At 57.0% G+C, this 22,695-nt stretch carries 18 protein-coding genes; 8 read left to right on the top strand and 10 right to left on the bottom strand.

Annotated elements, in window-relative coordinates; all coding sequences use genetic code 11:
• Positions 1–140: 140 nt before the first annotated feature.
• The 4 genes from glmU (at position 141) to E8M78_RS08355 (ending at position 5,835) form a co-directional block, all read left to right on the top strand.
• On the top strand, positions 141–1,502 hold the full coding sequence (gene glmU / locus E8M78_RS08340; RefSeq protein ID WP_137134627.1) for a bifunctional UDP-N-acetylglucosamine diphosphorylase/glucosamine-1-phosphate N-acetyltransferase GlmU: 1,362 nt from the start codon (positions 141–143) through the stop codon (positions 1,500–1,502).
• Positions 1,503–1,609: 107 nt separating this feature from the next.
• Positions 1,610–3,436, top strand: coding sequence for a glutamine--fructose-6-phosphate transaminase (isomerizing) (gene glmS, locus E8M78_RS08345; RefSeq protein WP_137134628.1), 1,827 nt, complete (start codon positions 1,610–1,612; stop codon positions 3,434–3,436).
• Between the two features lie 125 nt (positions 3,437–3,561).
• The gene (locus tag E8M78_RS08350; protein WP_137134629.1) at positions 3,562–4,221 is read left to right on the top strand and encodes a DUF502 domain-containing protein; all 660 of its coding nucleotides are present in this window, start codon (positions 3,562–3,564) and stop codon (positions 4,219–4,221) included.
• A 132-nt stretch (positions 4,222–4,353) separates the two neighbouring features.
• Positions 4,354–5,835 (top strand): esterase-like activity of phytase family protein, encoded by a 1,482-nt coding sequence (locus tag E8M78_RS08355; protein WP_137134630.1) that lies wholly within the window; start codon positions 4,354–4,356, stop codon positions 5,833–5,835.
• A gap of 62 nt (positions 5,836–5,897) precedes the next feature.
• Here E8M78_RS08355 and E8M78_RS08360 read toward each other — a convergent pair whose 3' ends face one another.
• Both E8M78_RS08360 and recG read right to left on the bottom strand, forming a co-directional pair.
• Positions 5,898–6,215 carry a hypothetical protein gene (locus E8M78_RS08360; protein WP_137134631.1) on the bottom strand — a complete coding sequence of 106 codons (318 nt, stop codon included), beginning with the start codon at positions 6,213–6,215 and terminating at the stop codon, positions 5,898–5,900.
• An 81-nt stretch (positions 6,216–6,296) separates the two neighbouring features.
• On the bottom strand, positions 6,297–8,402 hold the full coding sequence (gene recG, locus E8M78_RS08365; RefSeq protein ID WP_137134632.1) for an ATP-dependent DNA helicase RecG: 2,106 nt from the start codon (positions 8,400–8,402) through the stop codon (positions 6,297–6,299).
• Between the two features lie 93 nt (positions 8,403–8,495).
• Here recG and E8M78_RS08370 point away from each other — a divergent pair, with 93 nt between their 5' ends.
• Positions 8,496–8,825 carry a succinate dehydrogenase assembly factor 2 gene (locus tag E8M78_RS08370; protein WP_137134633.1) on the top strand — a complete coding sequence of 110 codons (330 nt, stop codon included), beginning with the start codon at positions 8,496–8,498 and terminating at the stop codon, positions 8,823–8,825.
• The gene (gene mfd / locus E8M78_RS08375) at positions 8,822–12,337 is read left to right on the top strand and encodes a transcription-repair coupling factor (protein WP_137134634.1); all 3,516 of its coding nucleotides are present in this window, start codon (positions 8,822–8,824) and stop codon (positions 12,335–12,337) included. The genes E8M78_RS08370 and mfd overlap by 4 nt, the downstream gene beginning before the upstream one ends.
• A 10-nt stretch (positions 12,338–12,347) precedes the next feature.
• Here the strand turns inward: mfd and E8M78_RS08380 are convergent, their stop codons facing one another.
• From E8M78_RS08380 to E8M78_RS08390, 3 genes are read right to left on the bottom strand one after another with little or no spacing between them, the layout of a single operon-like run.
• On the bottom strand, positions 12,348–13,283 hold the full coding sequence (locus E8M78_RS08380; RefSeq protein ID WP_137134635.1) for a DMT family transporter: 936 nt from the start codon (positions 13,281–13,283) through the stop codon (positions 12,348–12,350).
• 55 nt (positions 13,284–13,338) lie between these two features.
• Entirely contained in the window at positions 13,339–14,010 is a 672-nt protein-coding gene (locus E8M78_RS08385; RefSeq protein WP_137134636.1) for a DsbA family oxidoreductase, read from the bottom strand.
• Between the two features lie 32 nt (positions 14,011–14,042).
• Positions 14,043–15,854 (bottom strand): extracellular solute-binding protein, encoded by a 1,812-nt coding sequence (locus E8M78_RS08390; RefSeq protein ID WP_137134637.1) that lies wholly within the window; start codon positions 15,852–15,854, stop codon positions 14,043–14,045.
• 262 nt (positions 15,855–16,116) lie between these two features.
• Here E8M78_RS08390 and E8M78_RS08395 point away from each other — a divergent pair, with 262 nt between their 5' ends.
• Positions 16,117–16,752, top strand: coding sequence for an invasion associated locus B family protein (locus E8M78_RS08395; RefSeq protein ID WP_137134638.1), 636 nt, complete (start codon positions 16,117–16,119; stop codon positions 16,750–16,752).
• Positions 16,753–16,825: 73 nt separating this feature from the next.
• Here the strand turns inward: E8M78_RS08395 and hspQ are convergent, their stop codons facing one another.
• From hspQ to E8M78_RS08415, 4 genes are all read right to left on the bottom strand, one after another.
• Complete coding sequence (hspQ, locus tag E8M78_RS08400; protein WP_137134639.1) at positions 16,826–17,155, bottom strand: heat shock protein HspQ; 330 nt, start codon at positions 17,153–17,155, stop codon at positions 16,826–16,828.
• Between the two features lie 87 nt (positions 17,156–17,242).
• Positions 17,243–18,157 (bottom strand): DMT family transporter, encoded by a 915-nt coding sequence (locus E8M78_RS08405; protein WP_137134640.1) that lies wholly within the window; start codon positions 18,155–18,157, stop codon positions 17,243–17,245.
• A gap of 113 nt (positions 18,158–18,270) precedes the next feature.
• Entirely contained in the window at positions 18,271–19,680 is a 1,410-nt protein-coding gene (glnA, locus tag E8M78_RS08410) for a type I glutamate--ammonia ligase (protein WP_062554526.1), read from the bottom strand.
• A gap of 58 nt (positions 19,681–19,738) precedes the next feature.
• Entirely contained in the window at positions 19,739–20,077 is a 339-nt protein-coding gene (locus tag E8M78_RS08415; RefSeq protein WP_062554525.1) for a P-II family nitrogen regulator, read from the bottom strand.
• 315 nt (positions 20,078–20,392) lie between these two features.
• On the opposite strand from E8M78_RS08415, the gene E8M78_RS08420 reads away from it, so the two are divergent.
• Positions 20,393–21,880: an NAD(P)H-hydrate dehydratase gene (locus E8M78_RS08420; protein ID WP_137134641.1), complete on the top strand. Its 1,488-nt coding sequence runs from the start codon at positions 20,393–20,395 to the stop codon at positions 21,878–21,880.
• Here the strand turns inward: E8M78_RS08420 and E8M78_RS08425 are convergent.
• Positions 21,867–22,688 carry a DUF72 domain-containing protein gene (locus E8M78_RS08425; RefSeq protein WP_137134642.1) on the bottom strand — a complete coding sequence of 274 codons (822 nt, stop codon included), beginning with the start codon at positions 22,686–22,688 and terminating at the stop codon, positions 21,867–21,869. The genes E8M78_RS08420 and E8M78_RS08425 overlap by 14 nt on opposite strands.
• Positions 22,689–22,695: the final 7 nt, after the last annotated feature.

Here is a 22,695-nt window from a genome sequence, read left to right on the forward strand (position 1 = left end):
CAGGCCGCTTGCCTTCACGGCAGGCGGCTTTTTCGTTTCGACATATTTCCAAACAGAACTTGAAGCAGCGAAACACCGACGTCCTTGGCCTATTAAGCCAAACGCTGCTAAAAGCGGCTCGAATTTACATGGAGAGTCGTATGGCCCGCACCTGTCTTGCTGTCATTCTCGCCGCTGGCGATAGCACGCGCATGAAGTCGTCAATGTCCAAGGTGCTGCATCCGATCGCCGGATTGCCGATGATCTCGCATGTCATGCGTGCGGTAAGGGATGCAGAGATCAAGGATGCCGTGCTGGTGCTGGGCCGTGATGCGGATGCGGTGGCGAAGGCGGGTGCAGTCGAGGGAATGGCGGTCTCCACTGTTCTACAGACAGAGCGCAAGGGCACGGGTCATGCTGTCCTGATGGCGCGAGATGCCATCGCCAAAGGTTTCGACGAAGTACTCGTGACTTATGGTGATGTTCCACTGGTTCGATCGGAAACCTTTCAAAACGCACGGTCTCTTTTGAACTCAGGCGCCGATCTCGTCGTGATCGGCTTCGAGGCCGCTGATCCGACAGGATATGGTCGGCTTCTTGTCGAGGATGGTCAACTGGTCGCGATCCGGGAACATAAGGACGCGACAGAAGAAGAGCGCAAGGTCACCCGCTGCAATAGCGGCCTGATGGTCATCAACGGGGCCAGAGCGCTTGGTTGGCTGGAAAAGATCGACAACAAGAATGCCAAGGGCGAGTATTATCTCACGGATCTTGTCGAGATCGCCCGAGCCGATGGTGCGAAGGTCGTGGCAGTGGATGCGCCGGAAGCAGAATTGGCCGGCTGCAACACGAGGGCGGAGTTGGCGTTGCTGGAAGCCAGCTGGCAGAACCGCCGCCGTCACGAAATCATGCTGTCGGGCGTCTCGATGATTGCGCCGGAAACCGTATTCCTCGCCTTCGACACGGTGCTGCAACAGGATGTTCTGGTAGAGCCGAATGTCGTATTCGGTCCTGGCGTTACCGTGGAAGGCGGCGCTGTCATTCACGCTTTTTCGCATCTGGAGGGAGCTCACGTAGCGTCAGGTGCGACGGTCGGTCCTTTCGCACGTTTGCGTCCCGGTGCGGATCTTGGGCCGAATTCAAAGGTCGGCAATTTCTGCGAAGTGAAGAAGGCGACAATCGGCAAGGGTGCGAAGGTCAACCATCTGACCTATATCGGCGACGCATCCATCGGCGCTGGCTCGAACATCGGCGCAGGAACAATTACCTGCAATTACGATGGCATAAACAAGCACGAAACGCGGATCGGTGAAAACGCGTTCATTGGCTCGAATTCGGCGCTCGTCGCACCCGTCTCGATTGGCAATGGCGCCTATGTCGCGTCTGGCAGCGTCATCACGGAAAACGTCCCGGAAGAGGCACTGGCCTTCGGACGCGCTCGGCAGGAAGTGAAGCCTGAGCGCGCAAAGCAGGTGCGAGAGCGCGCGCTTGCACTGAAAGCCGCGAAGAAGGCAGGTCAGTAACACTCTATCGGTTACTGTAAGAAATTGAATTTGACCGGCGCTCTCATTGCGCCTTGCGTGCAGTGCGATAGAGATTTGCGCGTTCGCAAACACCAAAAGAGGTTTTCATGTGCGGAATTGTTGGCATCGTTGGCAAGGAGCCCGTTGCAGAGCGTTTGGTTGATGCACTGCGGCGGCTGGAATATCGCGGCTATGATTCCGCAGGTGTTGCCACGATCCACGATGGCGCGATGGATCGCCGCCGTGCAGAAGGCAAGCTTTTCAATCTCGAAAAGAAACTGGCCGGCGAACCGTTGCCCGGCACAATCGGCATTGCCCACACGCGCTGGGCGACCCATGGAGTTCCAAACGAAACCAATGCTCATCCGCATTTCGTTGAAGGCGTGGCGGTCGTCCACAACGGCATCATCGAGAATTTCTCCGAGCTTCGCGATGAACTGACGGCGGAAGGTGCTGTGTTCACCAGCCAAACGGATACCGAGGTCGTCGCGCATCTTCTGGCAAAGTTCACACGTGAGGGTATGAGCCATCGCGAGGCCATGCTCGCCATGCTGAACCGCGTTACCGGTGCCTTTGCACTGGTCGTCATGTTCCAGGATGATCCGGGTAAGATCCTCTCGGCGCGCTTTGGCCCTCCGCTTGCTGTTGGCCATGGTCGTGGAGAAATGTTCTTGGGCTCCGATGCCATCGCGCTCGCACCATTCACAAACCAGATTACCTATCTGGTCGATGGCGATTGTGCTGTTCTGACCGCCAATGGCGTGACGATCACCGATTTTGCGGGCAAGCCGGTAGAGCGCCCGATCCAGATCTCGCAAGCGGCTGCCTTGATGGTGGACAAGGGTAACCACCGCCACTTCATGGAAAAGGAAATTTACGAGCAGCCGGAGATCATTTCTCACGCGCTCAGCCATTACGTTGATTTCGCGACAGGCGCCATCAAGCAGCAGGCCGATGCAATCGACTTCGCAAAGCTCCGAAGCCTTGCTATCTCCGCCTGTGGTACTGCCTATCTGTCCGGCCTGGTAGGCAAGTACTGGTTCGAACGTTACGCGCGCTTGCCGGTCGAAATCGATGTGGCATCGGAATTCCGGTATCGCGATATTCCGCTGTCGAAAGATCAGGCCGCGCTCTTCATCTCCCAATCGGGGGAAACCGCCGATACGCTTGCCTCTCTGCGCTACTGCAAGGAAGAGGGCCTGCCGATCGCAGCCGTCGTCAACGTCAAGGAATCGACGATTGCGCGAGAAGCAGACGCAATCTTTCCGATTCTCGCCGGGCCGGAAATCGGCGTGGCATCGACAAAGGCCTTTACCTGCCAGCTCGCCGTTTTGGCCGCTCTCTCGATTCAGGCGGGCCGCGCTAGGGGCACCTTGACCGAGATGCAGGAAAAGGAGCTTGTTCGCCATCTCATCGAGATGCCGCGCATCATGAGCAAGGTACTGAATCTTATCCAGCCACAGATCGAACAGCTTTCTCGCGATCTCTCCCGCTTCAAGGACGTTCTCTATCTAGGCCGCGGCACAAGCTATCCGCTCGCGATGGAAGGCGCGCTGAAGCTCAAGGAAATCTCCTATATCCATGCCGAAGGATATGCAGCCGGAGAACTGAAGCACGGGCCTATCGCTCTGATCGACGAGCACATGCCGGTGATTGTTATCGCTCCGCATGACCGCTTCTTCGAGAAGACGGTCTCCAACATGCAGGAGGTCGCGGCACGTGGCGGAAAGATCATATTCATCACCGATGAAAAGGGCGCTGCCGCCTCGAAGCTCGCCACCATGGCGACTATCGTGCTGCCGAACGTGGATGAAGTCATCGCCCCGATGATCTTCGCATTGCCCATCCAACTGCTCGCCTATCACACAGCCGTCTTCATGGGCACTGATGTAGACCAGCCCCGCAACCTGGCAAAATCGGTCACAGTCGAATAACGGAAGCAAGGTTTCAGCCTTGCCAAATATTAATCGATACGCACTTGCGACGCGGGAAGAGGTCCGGCATTGTCCGGCTTCACCCGCCTTTGACGGCAGTGCAGCATGATTCTTGGAAGTAGTGGATGGAAAGCCCGGAACGCATAACGCTCGCCGGACGGCTTCGGAATAACTTCCTGACCGGTCTGATCATTTGTGCGCCATTGGCCATCACGATCTGGCTGACCTTTGCCTTCATCGATTGGGCTGACAGTTGGGTAACGCCCTACATCCCACAGCGTTACAATCCTCAATATTATTTCGACATCACGATACCGGGTCTTGGCCTGCTCATCGCGATGATCCTGATCACGCTGATCGGCTTTCTGGTCAAGAATCTCATCGGTCGGTCAATCGTCAATTTTGGCGAGTCGATCCTCAATCGTACGCCTTTGGTGCGCACGCTCTACAAGAGCCTGAAGCAGATTTTCGAAACCGTGCTCAAGGATCAATCGACCTCTTTCAAGAAGGTCGGTCTTGTTGAGTTTCCTTCACCCGGAACCTGGGCGCTTGTCTTTATCGCGACGGAAGCTCAAGGCGAACTGGCACACCGTTTCAATGAAATGGGACAGGAAATGATTGCTGTATTCCTGCCGCCCACGCCTGTACCAACCGCCGGCTTCCTGATGTTCGTACCGAAGGAAAAACTCATTATCCTTGACATGACGCCGGAAGACGCGGCCAAGCTGCTGATTTCCGGTGGGCTTATTGCTCCCGAGTGGACGCCAAGGCCAGTCGTGAACTGAGCGTAGGCTTCATCGGACTGTCATCAATCGCTCATAGATACAGTCCACGATCACACCATGTTCAACTTTGCGCCAGATCTACGGGCGCAGCGCAGGGCAGAAATGGGATCTCCAGTTCAAAGGATTGTTCTCATGAAATCTCCATCCACGTTTGCACGTCGTTGCGCCAGCCTCGCACTGGCAGCTTCCGTTTTTGCGATGCCATTCGCAGTTCATGCTGAAGGCTCGGTATCCGCAGCCGGCATCACCATTTCCAGCAAGGGCCTTGTCGCTGTTGGTCGCATCCCCGCAAATCAGAAGGACAAGTTTAACGAAACCTTCGGTTCGGGCTCTGGAATGGCGATTGATCCGACAGCATGGAAAAAAGATGGCGAGGCCTACACGGGCGCTCTCTGGCTGCTTCCGGATCGCGGCTACAACGTCGAAGGGACCACGGATTACAATGATCGCCTGAACCGGATCGAATTTCGCCTGACCCCGGCAAGCGGCGCTCTTTCAGCCGAAAAGCAGCAGAGCGGTGTTGAAGCAAAGCTCGCCGACACAATTCTGCTGACGGACGATCAGGGCAAGAACATGACGGGCCTCGATCCGGAATCCGGAACACGCCCGGCATCCGGAAAGCTACCGCTTTTGCCGCAGGCGCGCACAGGCAAGATTGCACTCGACCCTGAAGCGATCATTCGCCTGAAGGATGGCTCATTCCTGATCAGCGATGAATATGGTCCCTACATCTACCACTTCACCGCAGGTGGTAAGATGGTTTCGGTTACGCAGCCGCCGAAGGCGCTGTTGCCAATGCGCAAGGGCGAGGTGAACTTCTCCTCCAATAACGTGGATGCAGAAGGCAAAAAGCCTGATCCCAAGGATCCGGATACCGGCCGACAGAACAATCAGGGCCTGGAAGCCATGTCGATGACGCCAGACGGCAAGTTCGTGATCGCCGTCCTTCAGTCTGCGGCCCGTCAGGATGGCGGCGATTCCGGCCAGACGCGCATGAACACCCGTGCGCTCGTGTATGATGCTTCCGACATTGATAGCCTCAAGCTGGTGCACGAATACGTCGTGCCGCTGCCCACCTTTGATAACAAGGGTAAAGTGTCCGTTGCCGCCCAGAGTGAAATCGTTGCCCTGTCCGACAAGGCATTCCTCATGCTGGCGCGTGACAGCAATAGCGGTCAGGGGCTGAAGGGCGATACATCCGTCTACCGTAAGATCCTCGCAGTTGATCTGTCTGCGGCGACCGATATTGCAAACACTGCCTTTGACGCCGACAAACCGGTTGCACCGAAGGGCGTGATTGACGCTTCGGTCAAGCCTGCAACGCTCACACCATTTATCGACCTGAACGATAGCGGCGAATTGGCGCGCTTCGGTCTGCACAATGGCGCGCCGAACAACAAGAGTAATCTGTCGGAAAAATGGGAAGCGATGAGCATTGCCAGCGCGCTCGATGCCAACGCGCCGGACGATTACTTCCTGTTCGTTGCAAACGATAACGACTTCCTGACTCAGGATGGCTATCAGGTCGGCGCCGCCTACAAGGCTGCAGATGGCGCAGACGTCGATACAATGTTCCAGGTCTTCCGCGTCACGCTTCCTGGCATGAAGCAGTAAGATGAGTTGAGACAGGATGGTGTCGTCCGCCCTGTCTCGCTTTCTCCCGAAAGTTACAGCTCTCAGGAGCTGACGGCAACAACCACGGTTCCCATCGGGAAACTGATTGCTCCGAAAGTGCCAACTGCCTTATCCACCCCGGGCGGGACTGATAGAGTGTTTCCCGGCGGATTGGATGCATCAATGACGAGTGTTGCCTGTACGCCGACTTTGTCACCTTGCCAGAACTGAATGTTCAGCGTTGCTACTCCTCCACTTACATTCTCGACAAGCAACCGATAGGCGCTGATGACCGAAGTTTGGGTGACGGGTACCTCGAATGAAGACGCGCCCGCCTGAAAGTCGGACACTAAAAAATTGACCTGAAAGCTATTCGACATGATTACATCCTCAAGTTTGACGGTTCGAGAATGCTTCTTTTGGTTGAATTTAGTGTGAACAACACACGCCATAAATGGTAATCACCCCGCCCTGAGATAACGGATCCCCTCGTCGCGGCGGTGCAGATAGAGCAGAACGCGAAGCGCTTGCCCGCGCTCACTCATCAGTTCCGGATCTCGTTCCAGGATATAGGTCGCATCCTTGCGCGCAATTTCTAGCAGATCGCCATGAGCTTCTAGGCTTGCAATGCGAAAGCCGGGTGTGCCGGATTGACGGGTTCCCAGCAATTCACCTTCGCCACGAAGCTTGAGATCTTCTTCCGCGATCAGGAAGCCGTCTTCGCTGTCGCGTAAGATGGAAAGTCGGGCGCGACCAGTTTCGCTCAGCGGTCCCTTATAGAGTAAAATGCAGGTTGAAGCCTCGTCTCCGCGACCAACACGCCCGCGCAACTGATGCAATTGAGCAAGGCCGAAACGTTCAGCATGCTCGATGACCATGATCGTTGCATCGGGAACGTCGACGCCGACTTCCACCACGGTCGTCGCGACAAGCATTCGCAGCTCCCCGGCCTTGAAGGCCGCCATCACCGCGTCTTTTTCCGGACCGGTCATCCGCCCATGAACAAGACCCACCTTCGAACCCAGCGCCTTTGCGAGAACGGCGTGCCGCTCTTCTGCGGACATCAATTCCGCGACATCCGATTCTTCAACGAGAGGGCAAATCCAGTAGGCTTTCTTGCCGTCGGCAATGGCTGCGCGCAGACGTGCCACAATCTCGTCCGTCCGCTCCGTTGGCACTGTTACGGTCTGGATTGGCTTACGGCCCGCTGGCTTCTCCGTCAGCTTGGAGACGTCCATATCGCCGAAGGCTGCGAGTACCAGCGTGCGCGGGATTGGTGTTGCCGTCATGACGAGAAGATGCGGGTTCGCGCCTTTGGCCGTTAGCCGCAAACGCTGGTGAACACCAAAGCGGTGCTGTTCATCCACTACAGCCAGCATGAGGTCGTGGTAGACAATGGCGTCCTGAAACAGGGCATGGGTGCCGATGATGATCTGCGCCTCACCGGAGGCGATCCGGCCCAGAACCTCTTCGCGTTCCTTGCCTTTAACACGCCCTGTCAGAACCTCTACCTTCAGTCCGACTGCCGCACCGAAGCGGGAAATTGTGGCATGATGCTGTCGGGCAAGAATTTCGGTCGGCGCCATCAGGACAGCCTGTCCGCCAGCTTCCACCACATCCGCCATGGCCATGAGCGCCACCAGCGTCTTGCCCGCGCCGACATCGCCTTGCACCAGTCGCAACATGCGCTCCGGCTTTTCCATGTCCTGTAGAATTTCGGAAATTGCCGTCTGCTGGCTGTTTGTCAGCGAAAAGGGCAGGGTCGTGCGAATGGCTTCCCGTAAGCTGCCCTGCACCTTGATCGGTCTGCCCGCCGCCTTGCGCATGCGCTGGCGCACAAGTGCCAGCGACACTTGCCCCGCCAGGAACTCGTCATATGCCAGACGGCGTCTTGCCGGTGTCTGCGGATCGAGGTCGGCCGCATCCCGAGGATCGTGCAGGCGGCGGAACGCATCCGCTGTCGAGGGCAGGTCCTGTTTCTGCTGAAGCGGAATATCCATCCATTCCGGCAGGTTGGGCAGACGCGCAAGCGACCCTTCGACGGCGCGGCGAATGACCTTTGGCACGAGGCCGGCCGTCATCGGATAGACCGGTTCCACTAGAGGCATATCGGCCGCCTCGGAGGTCTTCACCATCAGGTCAGGATGCACCATGGAGGCGCGGCCGTTAAACCAGTCAACTTTGCCGCTAACGAGGATCTCTTCATCTATGGGAAGAGCTTTCTCGAGCCAGTTTCCTTTTACCTTGAAAAAGGTTAGCGCAAGTTCACCGGTCTCATCGCGCAGGAAAACGCGATAGGGCATGTTGCTCTTGCCCGGCGGTGGCGGCTGATGTCGATCGACATGGCCCTGCACGGTCACGATCACACCCTCCGGCGCCAACGCAATACCTGGACGATTTCTACGATCAATCAACGAAGAGGGGGCGTGGAAGAGGATATCCACCACGCGGCAATCATCGGCATCCTCGCGATTGGTAACGCGGGCGAGTAGTTCTGCCAGTTTTGGGCCAATGCCGGGCAGGCTTGAGACGGACGCAAAGAGCGGATCGAGAAGGGCTGGACGCATGGCCGGGAAAATGCGCTGGAAAATGCTTGTTTGGCAAGGCTGACAAGCAGAAGTTTTCGGCCTATATGACGCGTACAAACAGGGTACACGCTCATGACAGGACTGTCGCGCAGCAGCGCCGATCTCGATCCCCGCCGTCGTCGCATTCTTTACCGGTGCTGGCACCGCGGGATTCGCGAAATGGATCTCGTGTTCGGACAATTTGCCGAAAACGAAATTGCCTCTCTTTCGGATGAGGAACTCGATGAATTCGAGAAGATCATGGCCGAAGAGGATCAGGATTTGAACCGTTGGATTACCGGTGCCGATCCGGTGCCATCGCATCTGCAAACGCCGATGTTCGAGCGCCTTTGCAAATACCGGCCTGATTTCGATATCGTGACGATCGCCTCCCTCGCTGAGAAGCACGGTCCGCGTTCATGATTTCTGGCTTTGATGCGAAGAAACTGGTCGCTTCGGCGACAGGGTTCACTGTTGCCAATGTTCAGGCGGGCATGGAACCCTTCCTGCTGGCTGATATGGCGAGGGCAGGGCAGCCAGTTGCCTATGTCATGTCTGACGGCCACCGGATGGCGGACCTCGAGCAGATGCTCGGCTTTGTTGCGCCAGACATTCCGGTGCTGACGCTACCCGCCTGGGATTGCTTGCCCTATGACCGAGTTTCGCCGAGCGCTGATACGTCGGCACGACGTCTCGCCGCTCTCTCTGGCCTGATTGCCCACGCGCGCAAACCGCATCCCGCAATCGTGTTGGTAACCGTCAACGCGATGATGCAGAAGATCGCGCCTGCCGATGTGATTGAAAGCCTCGCCTTCTCCGCCAAGCCCGGCAATACGATCCGCATGGATGATATCGCGGCGCGGTTGGAGCGAAACGGTTTCGACCGTGTTCCAACTGTTCGCGAAGTCGGCGAATTTGCCGTACGCGGCGGTATCCTCGATGTCTTCGTCCCCGGAAGCGAGGAGCCGGTTCGACTCGATTTCTTTGGCGATACGCTGGAAACCATCCGCACCTTCGATCCAGCCAGCCAGCGCACGACAGGTCAGGCACGAGCGCTCGATCTGAACCCCATGAGCGAGGTGACGCTGACGCCGGAAACCATCAGCCGTTTCCGCAAGTCGTATCTCTCTACATTCGGCGCGGCAACGCGTGACGATGCGCTTTATCAGGCGGTGTCCGAAGGCCGGCGCTATGCAGGCATGGAGCACTGGCTACCGCTGTTTTACGAGAAGCTGGAAACCGCTTTCGATTATCTCTCAGGCTTCCGTATCGTCACCGATCATACGGCGCGTGAGGCGGCACTGGAGCGCTCAAAGCTCATTCTGGACTACTATGAGGCACGCCAGTCGACCGGCACCGGCGGGAAGGGCGGTGCTGCACAGTCGGCTCCTTACAAACCTCTATCGCCCGGCCAACTCTATCTGGAGGGCAAAGGCTTCGGCGCGTTACTGGATGCCGTTCACGCCATTCGCCTGACGCCGTTCAATGAGCACGAGGGCGAGAGGCGCAAGATCGTGACGGTCGATGCGCATGCCGGTCCACGCTGGGCGAAGGCGCAGGCAGAAGCGGAGCAGCAATCCCGTGACGAGCGGACAAACGTTTTCGATCTCGTGGTCAAGCACATTGCTGATAAGCGGGCGGAAGGATCCAAGGTTCTGATTACCGGCTGGTCTGCCGGTTCGCTTGATCGACTTCTGCAAGTGCTGGACGAGCACGGGCTCAAGCGGATCAAGCAGATCGAAAAGCTCTCGGACCTACGCAAGCTGGACAAGGGCGAGGCCGCTTCCGCGGTGCTGAGTCTTGAAGCTGGCTTCGAAACCGGCGATCTCGTTATCATTGGCGAGCAGGATATTCTCGGCGACCGCATGGTGCGCCGTTCCAAGCGCCGCAAGCGCGGAGCAGATTTCATTTCGGAAGTGGCGGGCCTCGACGAAGGTTCGCTGGTCGTCCATGCCGAACACGGCATTGGCCGCTTTGTCGGTCTGGTGACGATCGAGGCCGCCGGGGCGCCACGCGCCTGCCTTGAACTGCATTATGCGGATCAGGCCAAGCTTTTCCTACCCGTTGAAAACATCGACCTGCTGTCGCGTTATGGATCTGACGCTGCGGAAGCCCAGCTGGACAAGCTGGGTGGTGGTGCCTGGCAGGCTCGCAAGGCCAAGCTCAAGAAGCGGCTGCTGGATATGGCGGACGCGCTTATCAAGCTGGCTGCAACGCGCATCACGCGCCGTGCCCCGGTATTGGAAACGCCCGAAGGACTATACGACGAATTTGCCGCGCGCTTCCCCTATGATGAGACGGAAGATCAGGCGAACGCCATCGATTCTGTGCGCGAGGATCTGGCCGCCGGTCGCCCGATGGATCGCCTCGTTTGCGGTGACGTGGGCTTTGGCAAAACGGAAGTTGCGCTTCGTGCAGCCTTCTTCGCAGCAATGAATGGCGCGCAGGTGGCGGTCGTCGTGCCGACGACCTTGCTCGCCCGTCAGCATTATAAAACCTTCCGTGAGCGCTTCCGTGGGCTGCCGATCCGGGTGGAGCAGGCATCGCGGCTCGTGACGACCAAGGAGCTTAACCAGACCAAGAAGGATCTGGCCGAAGGTAAGGTGGATATCGTCGTCGGCACGCATGCGCTTCTCGGCACCGGCATAAAGTTCGCCAATCTCGGCCTGCTCATCATTGATGAAGAGCAGCATTTCGGCGTGAAGCACAAAGAAAAGCTGAAAGAGCTGAAGAGCGACGTCCACGTTCTGACGCTGTCTGCGACGCCAATCCCGCGCACATTGCAGCTGGCCATGACCGGCGTTAGAGAACTTTCGTTGATCACGACCCCGCCGGTAGACCGCATGGCGGTGCGTACCTTCATCTCGCCCTTCGATCCGCTGGTCATCCGCGAAACCTTGATGCGCGAGCACTATCGCGGCGGCCAGAGCTTCTATGTCTGCCCGCGTCTGGCAGACCTGCCGGATATTCAAGCCTTCCTGCAATCGGATGTGCCGGAACTGAAGGTGGCCGTGGCGCATGGCCAGATGCCAGCAGGCGAGCTGGAAGACATCATGAATGCCTTCTACGATGGCAAATATGATGTCCTGCTGTCCACGACCATCGTTGAGTCCGGCCTTGATGTTCCGACTGCCAACACGCTGATCGTTCACCGCGCCGATATGTTCGGTCTGGCGCAGCTCTATCAGCTGCGTGGTCGCGTTGGCCGTTCCAAGGTGCGCGCCTTCGCGCTGTTTACGCTGCCGGTTAACAAGCAGCTGACCACGATGGCAGAGCGTCGCCTGAAGGTTCTTCAGTCGCTCGATACGTTGGGCGCAGGCTTCCAGCTTGCCAGCCACGACCTCGATATTCGCGGCGCAGGAAACCTGTTGGGTGAGGAGCAATCCGGCCACATCAAGGAAGTCGGCTTCGAGCTTTATCAGCAGATGTTGGAGGAAGCGGTAGCCGAGGTGAAGGGCGAGGACGAGATTCTGGATACAGGCTGGTCGCCACAGATCTCTGTCGGCATCACGGTCATGATCCCGGAAAACTACGTTCCCGACCTGCACCTGCGTATGGGCCTCTACCGCCGCCTGGGCGAACTCAGCGAGTTGAAGGAGATCGATGGTTTCGGCGCCGAGATGGTGGATCGCTTTGGTCCGATGCCAGTCGAAGTGCAGAACCTTTTGAAGGTTGTCTTCATCAAGTCTCTCTGCCGCACGGCCAATGTGGAAAAACTGGAGGCCGGTCCGAAGGGTGTCGTCCTGCAGTTCCGCGACAAGCAGTTCCCCAACCCGGCGGGGCTCGTGGGTTATATTGCAAAACAGGGCAGCATGGCAAAGATCAGGCCAGACCACAGCGTGTTCCTTAACCGTGATCTGCCAACGCCGGAAAAGCGTCTCAGCACGGCTGCGCAGATCATGGTGCAACTCGCGGATCTGGCAAAGCATGCCTGATTGGGGGAGGTCAGGCCGGGTTGTCCGGCTTGACCGCCAGAGCCGCTTCACTCTGTCCGGCGACCGGCGGTGGGAGACTGGTGCCTCGCTTGCGTTCGCGAATGAGCGTCAGAAGCCCGGAACCGACGATGAGGGCGATGCCGACCGCCATCCAGCCATCGACTGAGTCGCCAAAAACCAGATAGCCGAGCAGGATGGCCCACAGCATCTGGCTGTACTGGATGGGCGTCACGATGGCAGCGGGCGCATAATAGGAAGCGATCATCAGAAGCACAGTGCCCACAGCTGCCAAAAGACCAAAAACCGTCAACAGGAAGAGGTCCCACGCTGTCGGCATCATCAGGGTAGGCACCATCAGCACGGCGCAGATGATCAGGCTCCCAAGGATTCCGGCGCCATACATCGAGATATTCTTCTCGCTCGGACCCAGCTTGCGGTAGATGATGACCGAGACGGCGCCGGTGAAGCCTGAAGCGAGTGCCGTCAGGTGACCAAAAGACAGTTCTCGAAATCCGGGTCGCAAGACGACAAGCACGCCGACAAAGCCGATAATGACAGCTGCCCATCGCTTTGCTCCCACCCGCTCCTTCAGGAAAATGACCGACATGATTGTCGCGAACGACGGCAGGAGGAAGATGAGGCAGAACGCTTCCGCCATCGACAGTTCAGTAAAGGCGACGATGCTTCCCACTGTGCCAATGGTCGCGCAAACGAAACGCAGAAGCCAGAGCGGGCGGTTTGTCGTGCGCACCATGTCGCTCCAGCGATCACCCTTCTTCAGCAGGAACGGGACCGCCGCAAAACCAACCACCGTTCCAATGAAGCCTGCCTGAAAGGCCGGAACGCGTCCTTCGACGAGTTTCACCGCGGCATCGCTGAAGGAGTAGGCTGCAAAGCAGAGAAAGGCGATGAGAATGCCTTTGAGGGTTGTATCTTGACTGGACAAGGGAGCGATTCCGGCAGGTGTTGTCCTGTCGGATTAGGCTTCTCTTACAAAGGCGTCAATTCAAGTTCGCGCGGGCTTCTGCTTTTGCTTTCGCAATGTCCACGAATGCGTTCGCCAGAACATCCGGCGTTTGAGCCCCACTCACCGCGTATTGTTGCTCGATGATGAAGAAGGGAACTCCGTTGACGCCCATCTTCTGCGCGGCTTCAATCTCGCCCAGAACAGTGTCTTTGTCGGCATCCGAATTCAGCAATGCTGCAATTACATCCTGCTGAAGCCCGGCCTGAACCGCGATATCGAGCAGAACCTTGGTATCGCCTATATTGCGGCCTTCCTCGAAGTTTGCCTTGAACAAGGCCGTCACGATACGGTCCTGAACATCGCGACCGTCCATTGAAGCCCAATGGATAAGGCGATGCGCATCAAGCGTGTTAGGGCCGACTTTGATCGCTTCGAAATTGAAGTTGATTCCAACGTCACGGCCGAGTTCCGTCAGCATATCGTGAGCGCGCTTGACGGCTTCTGCACCGCCCAGCTTTTTCTCAAGCGCTGCCTTCTGGTCAACGCCCTCGGCGGGGTAATCAGGATTCAGGCGGTAGGGCCGCCAATTGATGTCGATCTGCACCTGATCTTGCACTTCGGCAATCGCGAGTTCGAGGCGCGCCTTGCCGAGATAGCACCATGGGCAAACCACGTCGGATACAAGGTCAATGGTCAGCTGTTCCATGAGGGCCATCCGTCAGTTGGTTCGTTTGTTCGCTACTTCTGCGCTCGCGCATCCCACCAGGTAGGCAGCTGGTAGCCGTAAAGGGGAAGTTTGTCGCTATGCTCTATGTGCTTCCAGCGCGCAACCCATTGCTCCGGAATGTGATAGAGCGGAACAAGATAGTTGCCGGCAAGTAGCAAGCGGTCGTAGGCGCGAACTGCCGTCTCGAAATCCTCACGCGAGCGGGCGTTCAGCATGGCCTGGATGACGCGGTCGACATCTGGGTCTGCAAGTCCGGCGAAGTTGAAACTGCCTTGGCGGTCCCTGGAATCACTCCCCCAACGGCCAATTTGCTCAATGCCGGGCGAAAGCGATGAGGGGTAGGATTTCATGATGATGTCGTAGTCGAAGTTGCCGGAACGGCTCTGGTACTGCGCATCATCGACTGTGCGGATCGAAAGATCGACACCGATCATCTTCAGCGTTCGCTGGAACGAGATGGCGACTTTTTCCTGGTCCTGATTTTGAGTCATGATCTCGAAGGCGATCGGCACGCCGGAATCATTCACCATCTTGCCGCCCTTGATGGAGTAGCCGCCCTTCCTGAGGGTTTCCACCACATCACGCAGCACCTTCCGGTCGCCACCGGAGCCATCCGTCGCAGGGAACTCGGTCTTGCCGTCCAGGATGTTCTTCGGGATCCTTTTTACGGCATCGCCAAGCAACGCCAGTTCTTTCTGATCGGCGGGTTTTCCCAGAGAAGACAGGCTGGAATTCTGCCAGTAGCTCTGCGTACGCGTATAAGCGCCGTCGAACAGGTTGCGATTGGCCCATTCAAAATCGAATGCCGTCGCCAGAGCCTTGCGAACATGCTCGTTCTGGAAAGCCGGGCGACGAAGATTGAAGACGAACCCGACCATGCCGGAGGGCACATTCGGCTTGAACACGTCCTTGATGACATCACCGGTCGCAACTGCCGGAAAGTCGTAAGCGCGCGACCAGTGAGTCGGGTTACCTTCCAGGTAGACGTCGATTGCGCCCTTCTTGAATGCCTCGAACAGGGTGTTTTCCTGAAGGAAATATTCGACAGACAGCTCGTCGTAATTGTCGAACCCGACCTTCGACGGGATGTCCTTGCCCCAGTAATTAGGATCTCTCTCATAAACGATCTTCTGGCCGGGATTGACGGCCTTCACCTTGTAGGGACCGGAACCCGTTGGAATCGTCAACGAGGATTGATCGAACGTTGCAGGGTTTATGATGTGCTTCGGCAGGATGGGAGTGCCGGAGGCGAGAATCAGCGGAAACTCCCTGTCCGCCAGCTTATTGAAGGTGAAGCGCACGCTCCGCTCGCTAACCTTTTCCATTTTCTCGACAGGCTTCAGGCGGGCATTGAAGGGTGTGCGGCCCTTGTCCCGCAGAACCTCCATGCTGAAAATGACGTCTTCCGGCGTTACCGGTTGCCCATCGGACCATTTCGCCTTCGGATTCAGATTGAACTGGATATAGGTCCGCGCCTCATCCCATTCGACGCTTTCTGCCAGCAGGCCGTAAAGCGTAAAGGGTTCATCGGACGAACGCACCATCAGGCTCTCGTAAACGAGGTTGCCGAATATGTTGTCCCACATTCCGCGGGCCGTCGTGCGGATGCTCTTCAGATTGAACGGATTGAGACTATCGTACGTGCCGACGACGCCATAGGCGATCTTGCCGCCCTTTTTGACAGATGGATTGACGTATGGGAAATTTTTGAAGTCGGCTGGTAGCGCAGGATTTCCGTGCATTGCAATGCCATGAACAGGTTCCGAATGGGCGGCCCCCGCCAAGGCAAGCAACATAAAAGAAAGCGTGGTCAAACGGCGCATGGTCTTAACGTCCTGTCAAAGTCGATTCGCACGGAGCCTAGCCTATAGCTCGCAATGACTTCAATCGGCGGACCTAAAAGATCAATATGCCGTGTAGTTTCGCAAAACTAATGCTGGATATCCGCCGCCACGCGATGTAACAGGGGTGCAAATCGGGTGGGTCATTCAAATGCCTCATTTGAACGACAGTGGAGCGACACCGCACCCGGCATGAAGCGGCACAGCTGCTTCTCACAACCGCTTTCAGGAGACGGATCTCGGTATGATGCTTAAGGCAAACAAGGTTCTGCGGACTGCCCTGTCCGCCCTCGCAATCTCAATCTCGGCTGCCCCGATGGCGGTTTCCGCGCAGCAGGATACCGCTCCGGCTGGTGCACCGCCACTCGGCTGGTTCAAGACCTGCGACAAGCAGGATGACAGCGATGTCTGCGCCGTCCAGAACGTGCTGCTCTCGCAGAACGGTCAGTTGATCACGGCTGTCGGCCTGATCACCGTCGAAGGCAAGGTCAACCGCAAGATCCTTCAAGTTTCGGTTCCGTCTGCTCGCCTGATCCAGCCTGGCGTGGTCATGCAGATCGATGGCGGCAAGGGCCAGAAGCTCGATTACGTACTCTGTATCCCGGACCGTTGCACGGCTGAAGTGGTCTTGACCGACGCCATGATCGCGAGCCTGAAGAAGGGCAGTGAAGTCGTGTTCACGTCCATCAACTTCCGTCGCGCTCCGAACCCGATCAAGGTCGCACTGAGCGGCTTTACGGGTGCATTTGATGGCGCACCGATCTCACAGTCGCAACTGGCAGAAAGCCAGCGCAATCTGCAGGAAAGCATGCAAAAGAAGGCAGAAGAAGCGCGTAAGAAGCTTGAGGACGCCCAGAACGCTGCAAAGACCGGCCAGTAAGGCGGATCGCAAAGTTGCTATGGCAAAAGGGGATGCCGATTGGTATCCCCTTTTTGATTCTACGTTGTTCGCGTCAGTGCGCCATCATGGCCTTGGGCTTGAATTGACCGGTTGGCGCGACCTCGAATACTTGCGCGACCTGCGGGTTCTTCAAGGGCACGCCGCTGTCGTCGTGCACGAGATTTTGCTCGGAGACGTAGGCCACGTAGGCTGTCTCGTCGTTCTCTGCCAGCAAATGGTAGAAGGGCTGATCCTTGTGCGGACGGATCTCGGCCGGGATCGCATTCCACCACTCTTCGGTATTCGAGAATTCGGGATCCACGTCGAACACAACTCCCCGGAACGGAAAGATCTTGTGACGCACGACTTCCCCGATCGTAAATTTTGCGCTGCGTTGTTTCATGGCTCAGATTCCTTTCCCGGTAGATGTGGGAATTCATAAATCTGACATCAAGACCTGAATCTTTCCTCAAGAACCCTCGAAGACGGCTTATTGCTTCTTTGGCATGGTTGCCAGGATAACGCCCCCGGTGACGAGAACAATGCCGGCGGCGTGATAGGCGTGAAAGGCTTCGCCCAGAAACACAACTGCCATGATGATCGAAAGCGGCGGCATGAGGTATAAGGTAACGCCCGCCATGGCGGGACCGAACACCCGCACGGCATGCTGAAAGCAGTAAAAGGCGGCAAGCGAAGCAAAGGCAATGATGCCTGCCAGCTTGAACCAGGCCATCTGCGTGTGAGGCAGAAGGCCGCCAAAGTGGTAATCGATGATGGCGAGAGGAAGCAGGCAAATCGCGCCTGATGCCGCCAGCAGGCAGAAAAGAGAGAGCGGGGCAACCTCGGCAGCCCGCGGGCTACGCAGCAGTAACGAATAGGCCGCAAAGGCAATGGCGGCAATGAGAATGCCAAAGTCGCCAATGTTGAAGCGAAGGTGGAGGAGGGCGCTCAGATCTCCCTGCAAAACAATGGCAGCAACTCCTGTAAAGGCGATAACCATGCCAACGATCTCGCGTGCAATCAGTTGGCGGCTTTGAAACAGCCACTGGAACAGAATGATGAAGAGTGATGACGTCGTATAGATTAACGTGGCATTTGATGCCGAGGTCGCCGTAAGCGCCCAATAGACGACGCCGCCGCAGATACCCATGCCGAGGATGCCAAGCATCAACCAATAGCCGGTATGCCTGCGCACAAACGCAATACCAGCCAATCGGTCATGCCAGACAAAGGGAAGGATTATCAGGGCCGCGCCGAACCATCGAATGAACGCGGTGATAAACGGACCAATTTCGCCCAGAATTCCGCGGCCGAAAATGATGTTGCTGGAGAAGAATACGGGAGCCAGAAGGAAGAGTGCCCAGTCATAAGCCACTGGAGGCTGCGTCGAGATCGACTTAGTCATTTTCACAGCGCCGTAGTTGTCTTGGCGCTAACGTATCAGCAAAGCTGGCACGAAGGATAAGCGCAGGAAGAATGAGGGGAGCCGCCCTATGAGGCGCCCCCCTCCGAAGTTTCTCAGGCAGAGTAGTACATATCGAATTCGACCGGATGCGGCGTCATTTCGAAACGCATGACTTCCTGCATCTTCAGTTCGATATAGGCATCGATCTGGTCATCATCGAACACACCGCCAGCCGTCAGGAATTTGCGATCCTTGTCCAGGCTTTCAAGCGCCTCGCGCAGAGATCCGCAAACCGTTGGGATCTTCTTCAACTCCTTTGGTGGCAGATCATACAGGTCCTTGTCCATGGCCTTGCCAGGATGGATCTTGTTCTTGATACCGTCGAGGCCAGCCATCAGCATGGCAGCAAAACCAAGATAGGGGTTCTGAGCCGGATCCGGGAAGCGTACTTCAACGCGCTTGGACTTGGGGCCTGTTCCGAACGGAATACGGCAGGAAGCAGAACGGTTGCGGGCGGAATAGGCCAGCAGCACCGGTGCTTCATAGCCGGGAACCAGACGCTTATAGGAGTTCGTCGTCGGGTTGGTAAAGGCGTTGATTGCCTTGGCATGCTTGATGATGCCACCGATATAGTACAGGCAGCTTTCGGAAAGGCCGGCATACTCGTCGCCAGCAAACGTCGGCTTGCCGTCTTTCCAGATGGACTGGTGAACGTGCATGCCCGAACCGTTGTCGCCATAAATAGGCTTCGGCATGAAGGTCGCCGTCTTGCCATAGGCATTGGCGACCTGATGCACGACATACTTGTAGATCTGCATCTTGTCGGCGTTGCGAACCAAGGTGTCGAACTTCACGCCAAGCTCGTGCTGCGCGGCCGCCACTTCGTGGTGATGCTTTTCAACAACGACGCCCATTTCTGCCAGAACCGTCAGCATTTCGGAACGCATGTCCTGAAGGCTGTCGACGGGCGGAACCGGGAAATAGCCGCCCTTGACGCGCGGGCGATGGCCAAGGTTGCCGGTCTCGTAATCTGTGTCGTCGTTCGATGGCAATTCCGACGAGTCGAGCTTGAAGCCGGTATTATAGGGATCAGCCTTGTATTTCACGTCATCGAAGATGAAGAATTCTGGCTCGGGTCCGACGAAAACCGTGTCGCCGATGCCAGACGCCTTGAGGTATGCCTCGGCCTTCTTGGCTGTGCCGCGTGGGTCGCGGTTATAGGCTTCGCCTGAAACCGGATCCAGAATGTCGCAGATCACGACCATGGTGGACTGAGCGAAGAAGGGGTCCATGTGTACCGTTGCCGGATCGGGCATCAGTACCATGTCGGATTCGTTGATTGCTTTCCAGCCGCCAATGGAGGAACCATCGAACATGACGCCATCGGCGAACATGTCCTCGTCGACGGCTACGACGTCCATCGTGACATGATGCAGCTTACCCTTGGGGTCGGTAAAGCGCAGGTCCACGAACTTGACGTCATTCTCCTTGATCTGCTTCATGATGTCGCTTGCGGTCGTCATGGAATCTCCCATTAATCAATATGTTAGTCGTTTGCCCGGCTCTAGTCGGCCGGGTTTGTCAGATTGCGTCTACGCCGGTTTCGCCGGTACGGATGCGAACAACTTCTTCAACGTTGGAGACGAAGATCTTGCCATCGCCAATGCGTCCAGTTTGGGCCGCGTTGCGAATTGCATCGATCACAGCATCCACGTTTTCATCGGCCAGCACCACTTCGACCTTAACTTTAGGAAGGAAGTCAACAACATACTCGGCGCCGCGATAAAGCTCGGTATGCCCCTTCTGCCGCCCGAAACCCTTCGCTTCCGTTACGGTGATGCCTTGCAGCCCGACCTCTTGAAGCGCTTCTTTGACTTCGTCCAGTTTGAAAGGCTTGATGATCGCTTCAATCTTTTTCATGAGAAAATAACTCTCCGCTTCTCCCTCGAAAACGGGTTATGCCCGTTTGCCCAACTAGATGCACGTAGCGTGCCAACCGCATGGAGCGGCAAAGAATTTTTGGTTCCGGATCTAGAACCCTCCTCCTGCTTGATTGCAGGCTATGGTCTCACGATGCACAATGCAAGGGGAAGCTGATGAGAGCGAATCCGTCCAAAAATGCACAAGAAATCCGCATTTCAATAAGATCAAAAAATGTGCAAAAGCACAAATAATAATCTCGTATTGACTTCCAACCTGAAGCTCAAGGATGAAAACTTGCGGAAATGCTCAAAGATGCTGCGTGATGAAACAATCCTGTTCACCACGCAGGAGGCCGCGGCGGCTGATATAGCGTCGGCGCAGAGTGGAATTGACATCGCTGATCTTATGGAACGGGCAGGCTATGCCGTGGCTGCCTCTGCGCTTCGCCATTTTCCAGAGGCTCGGAAGATAGCGATTCTCTGCGGTCCGGGTAACAATGGCGGCGATGGTTATGTCGCCGCAAGGGTTCTTGCTGGCCATGGATGCAACGTCGCCGTGTTCTCCTGGGGAAGTCCGGCCATCGAGGGTCCGGCGAGAGCTGCGCAAGCGCGATGCCTGCTGCCGATAGATCCAATTTCCGCCTACGTTCCTGAACGAGGTGATCTGGTTATCGATGCCTTGTTTGGTGCTGGACTGACGCGCCCTTTGCCCGAGCCTGTCCAGAATCTGATCGAGGCTGTAAAGCGAGCCGATGTGTCGGTCCTGGCGGTCGATCTACCGTCCGGCATCTGCGGGAATCAAGGGCGCATTCGGGGTGCAGCGTTTGCTGCGGATATCACGGTCACATTCGAGGCCCGCAAGCCGGGGCATCTCCTGATGCCGGGCCGCGCATTCTGCGGCACAGTGGAAGTCGAGCCTATCGGCATGCCTCGACGGATCGTCGAGCAACATACCCAATCGGTCTGGGTCAACAGTCCGAAAGCTTGGCAAAATGAATACCCCTTGATTGAAGCCGATACGCATAAGTACCGTCGCGGGCATCTAGCCGTATTTTCCGGAGGACGCAGCCATACCGGAGCCGCACGTCTCGCTGCCGCTGCGGGCCTTCATGCCGGGGCAGGGCTTGTCACGGTAGGCGTTTCGCCGGATGCGCTCGATGTCGCCGCAGCATCGCTGACCGCGGTGATGGTCAGATCAGTCAGTTCCCGATCAGATGTCGAACAATGGTTGTCCGTGGCCAGGATCCACGCCTGCGTCATCGGCCCCGGATTTGGTGTCGGCGAGACGATCCGAGCCTATATTGAGGTCCTGGCGGCAAAGCCCTGTATTATCGATGCCGACGCAATCACGTCCTTCGCGTCTAACCCCGATCAGTTGTTCGCAACATTCAAGAAAACCGGAAGTTCGTACATTCTGACACCTCATGAGGGCGAGTTTGCACGGCTGTTTCCGGATTTGGCTCAAAATGACAGTATGGGCAAGCTCGAACGGGCCAGACTTGCTGCCGCCCGCTCAGGCGCAGTCGTCATCGACAAGGGACCGGATACGGTGATCGCCTCACCCGATGGACGTTGCCTGATAAATGAGAATGCGCCGCCCTGGCTGGCCACTGCGGGATCCGGCGATGTGCTGGCCGGAATTGCAGGCGCACATTTGGCGCAGGGAATGCCCGCCTATGAGGCCGCCGCCGCTGCAGTCTGGCTTCATGCGCAAGCGGCGCAAAACGCGAGAAGAGGCATGACCGCAGAGGACCTTGTCACTGCAATTCCGTCCGCGGTCGACAGGCTCAATCTCCTTTGAGCTTTTCGAGAAGCCGTTTGGCACCGTTGGGTGCGTTTACTTTGCCGCCTGTGATGAAGAAGGCGAAAACATCTCGAGGGGCCTTGGCGGCCTTCCGGTTTGGGGCGTTCAGCGACAAATCGTCCGGTGTGCCGCCATCTGCATAGATTGAGATGCGGTCTGTCCATTGATCAAGGTCAGGTACCGGATAGCAGGTGTGCACATCATCGGAACCACGCTGCAGGCGCAGATAGACAAAGTCCGACGTCACATCCGCAAACATCGGATATTCCTCATGGTCTGCACACACGGCAGCCACATCGTACTTCGCCAGAAGATCCACGAATGCCTCGCAACAGAAACTTGCGTGACGCGGTTCCACGACGTGGCGAAGCGGTAACCCCCCAAGCGACTTTGGAAGCAGTTGCAGGAAACCTTCGAAATCAGCGGGATCGAAAGCTTTCGTTGCCATGAATTGCCAGAGGATCGGCCCGCGATGAGGCCCAAGCTCGGCAATTCCCTGATTTAGGAACTTGTCGATGGATGGGCCAGCCTCTGCCAATACCTTCCGGTTCGTGCAGTAGCGGCTGGCCTTCAGCGAAAACAAAAAATCATCTGGAACCTCGGAGGCCCATTTTGCAAAGGTCTCCGGCTTCTGGCTTGAATAGTAGGTACCGTTCACCTCGATAGCCGTCAGTTCACGGCTGGCGAACTCCAGCTGCCGTTTCTTGGCCAGCTTTTCCGGATAGAAAGTTCCTTCCCATGGCTCGAAGGTCCAGCCACCGATCCCGGTGCGGATTTTTCCGGTGGCTGCGCGTATTACTGTCATCTCGCCA

Origin of the sequence: Rhizobium sp. FKY42, from assembly GCF_005222835.1 — a bacterium.
In the GTDB taxonomy this organism is placed as follows: Bacteria; Pseudomonadota; Alphaproteobacteria; order Rhizobiales; family Rhizobiaceae; genus Neorhizobium.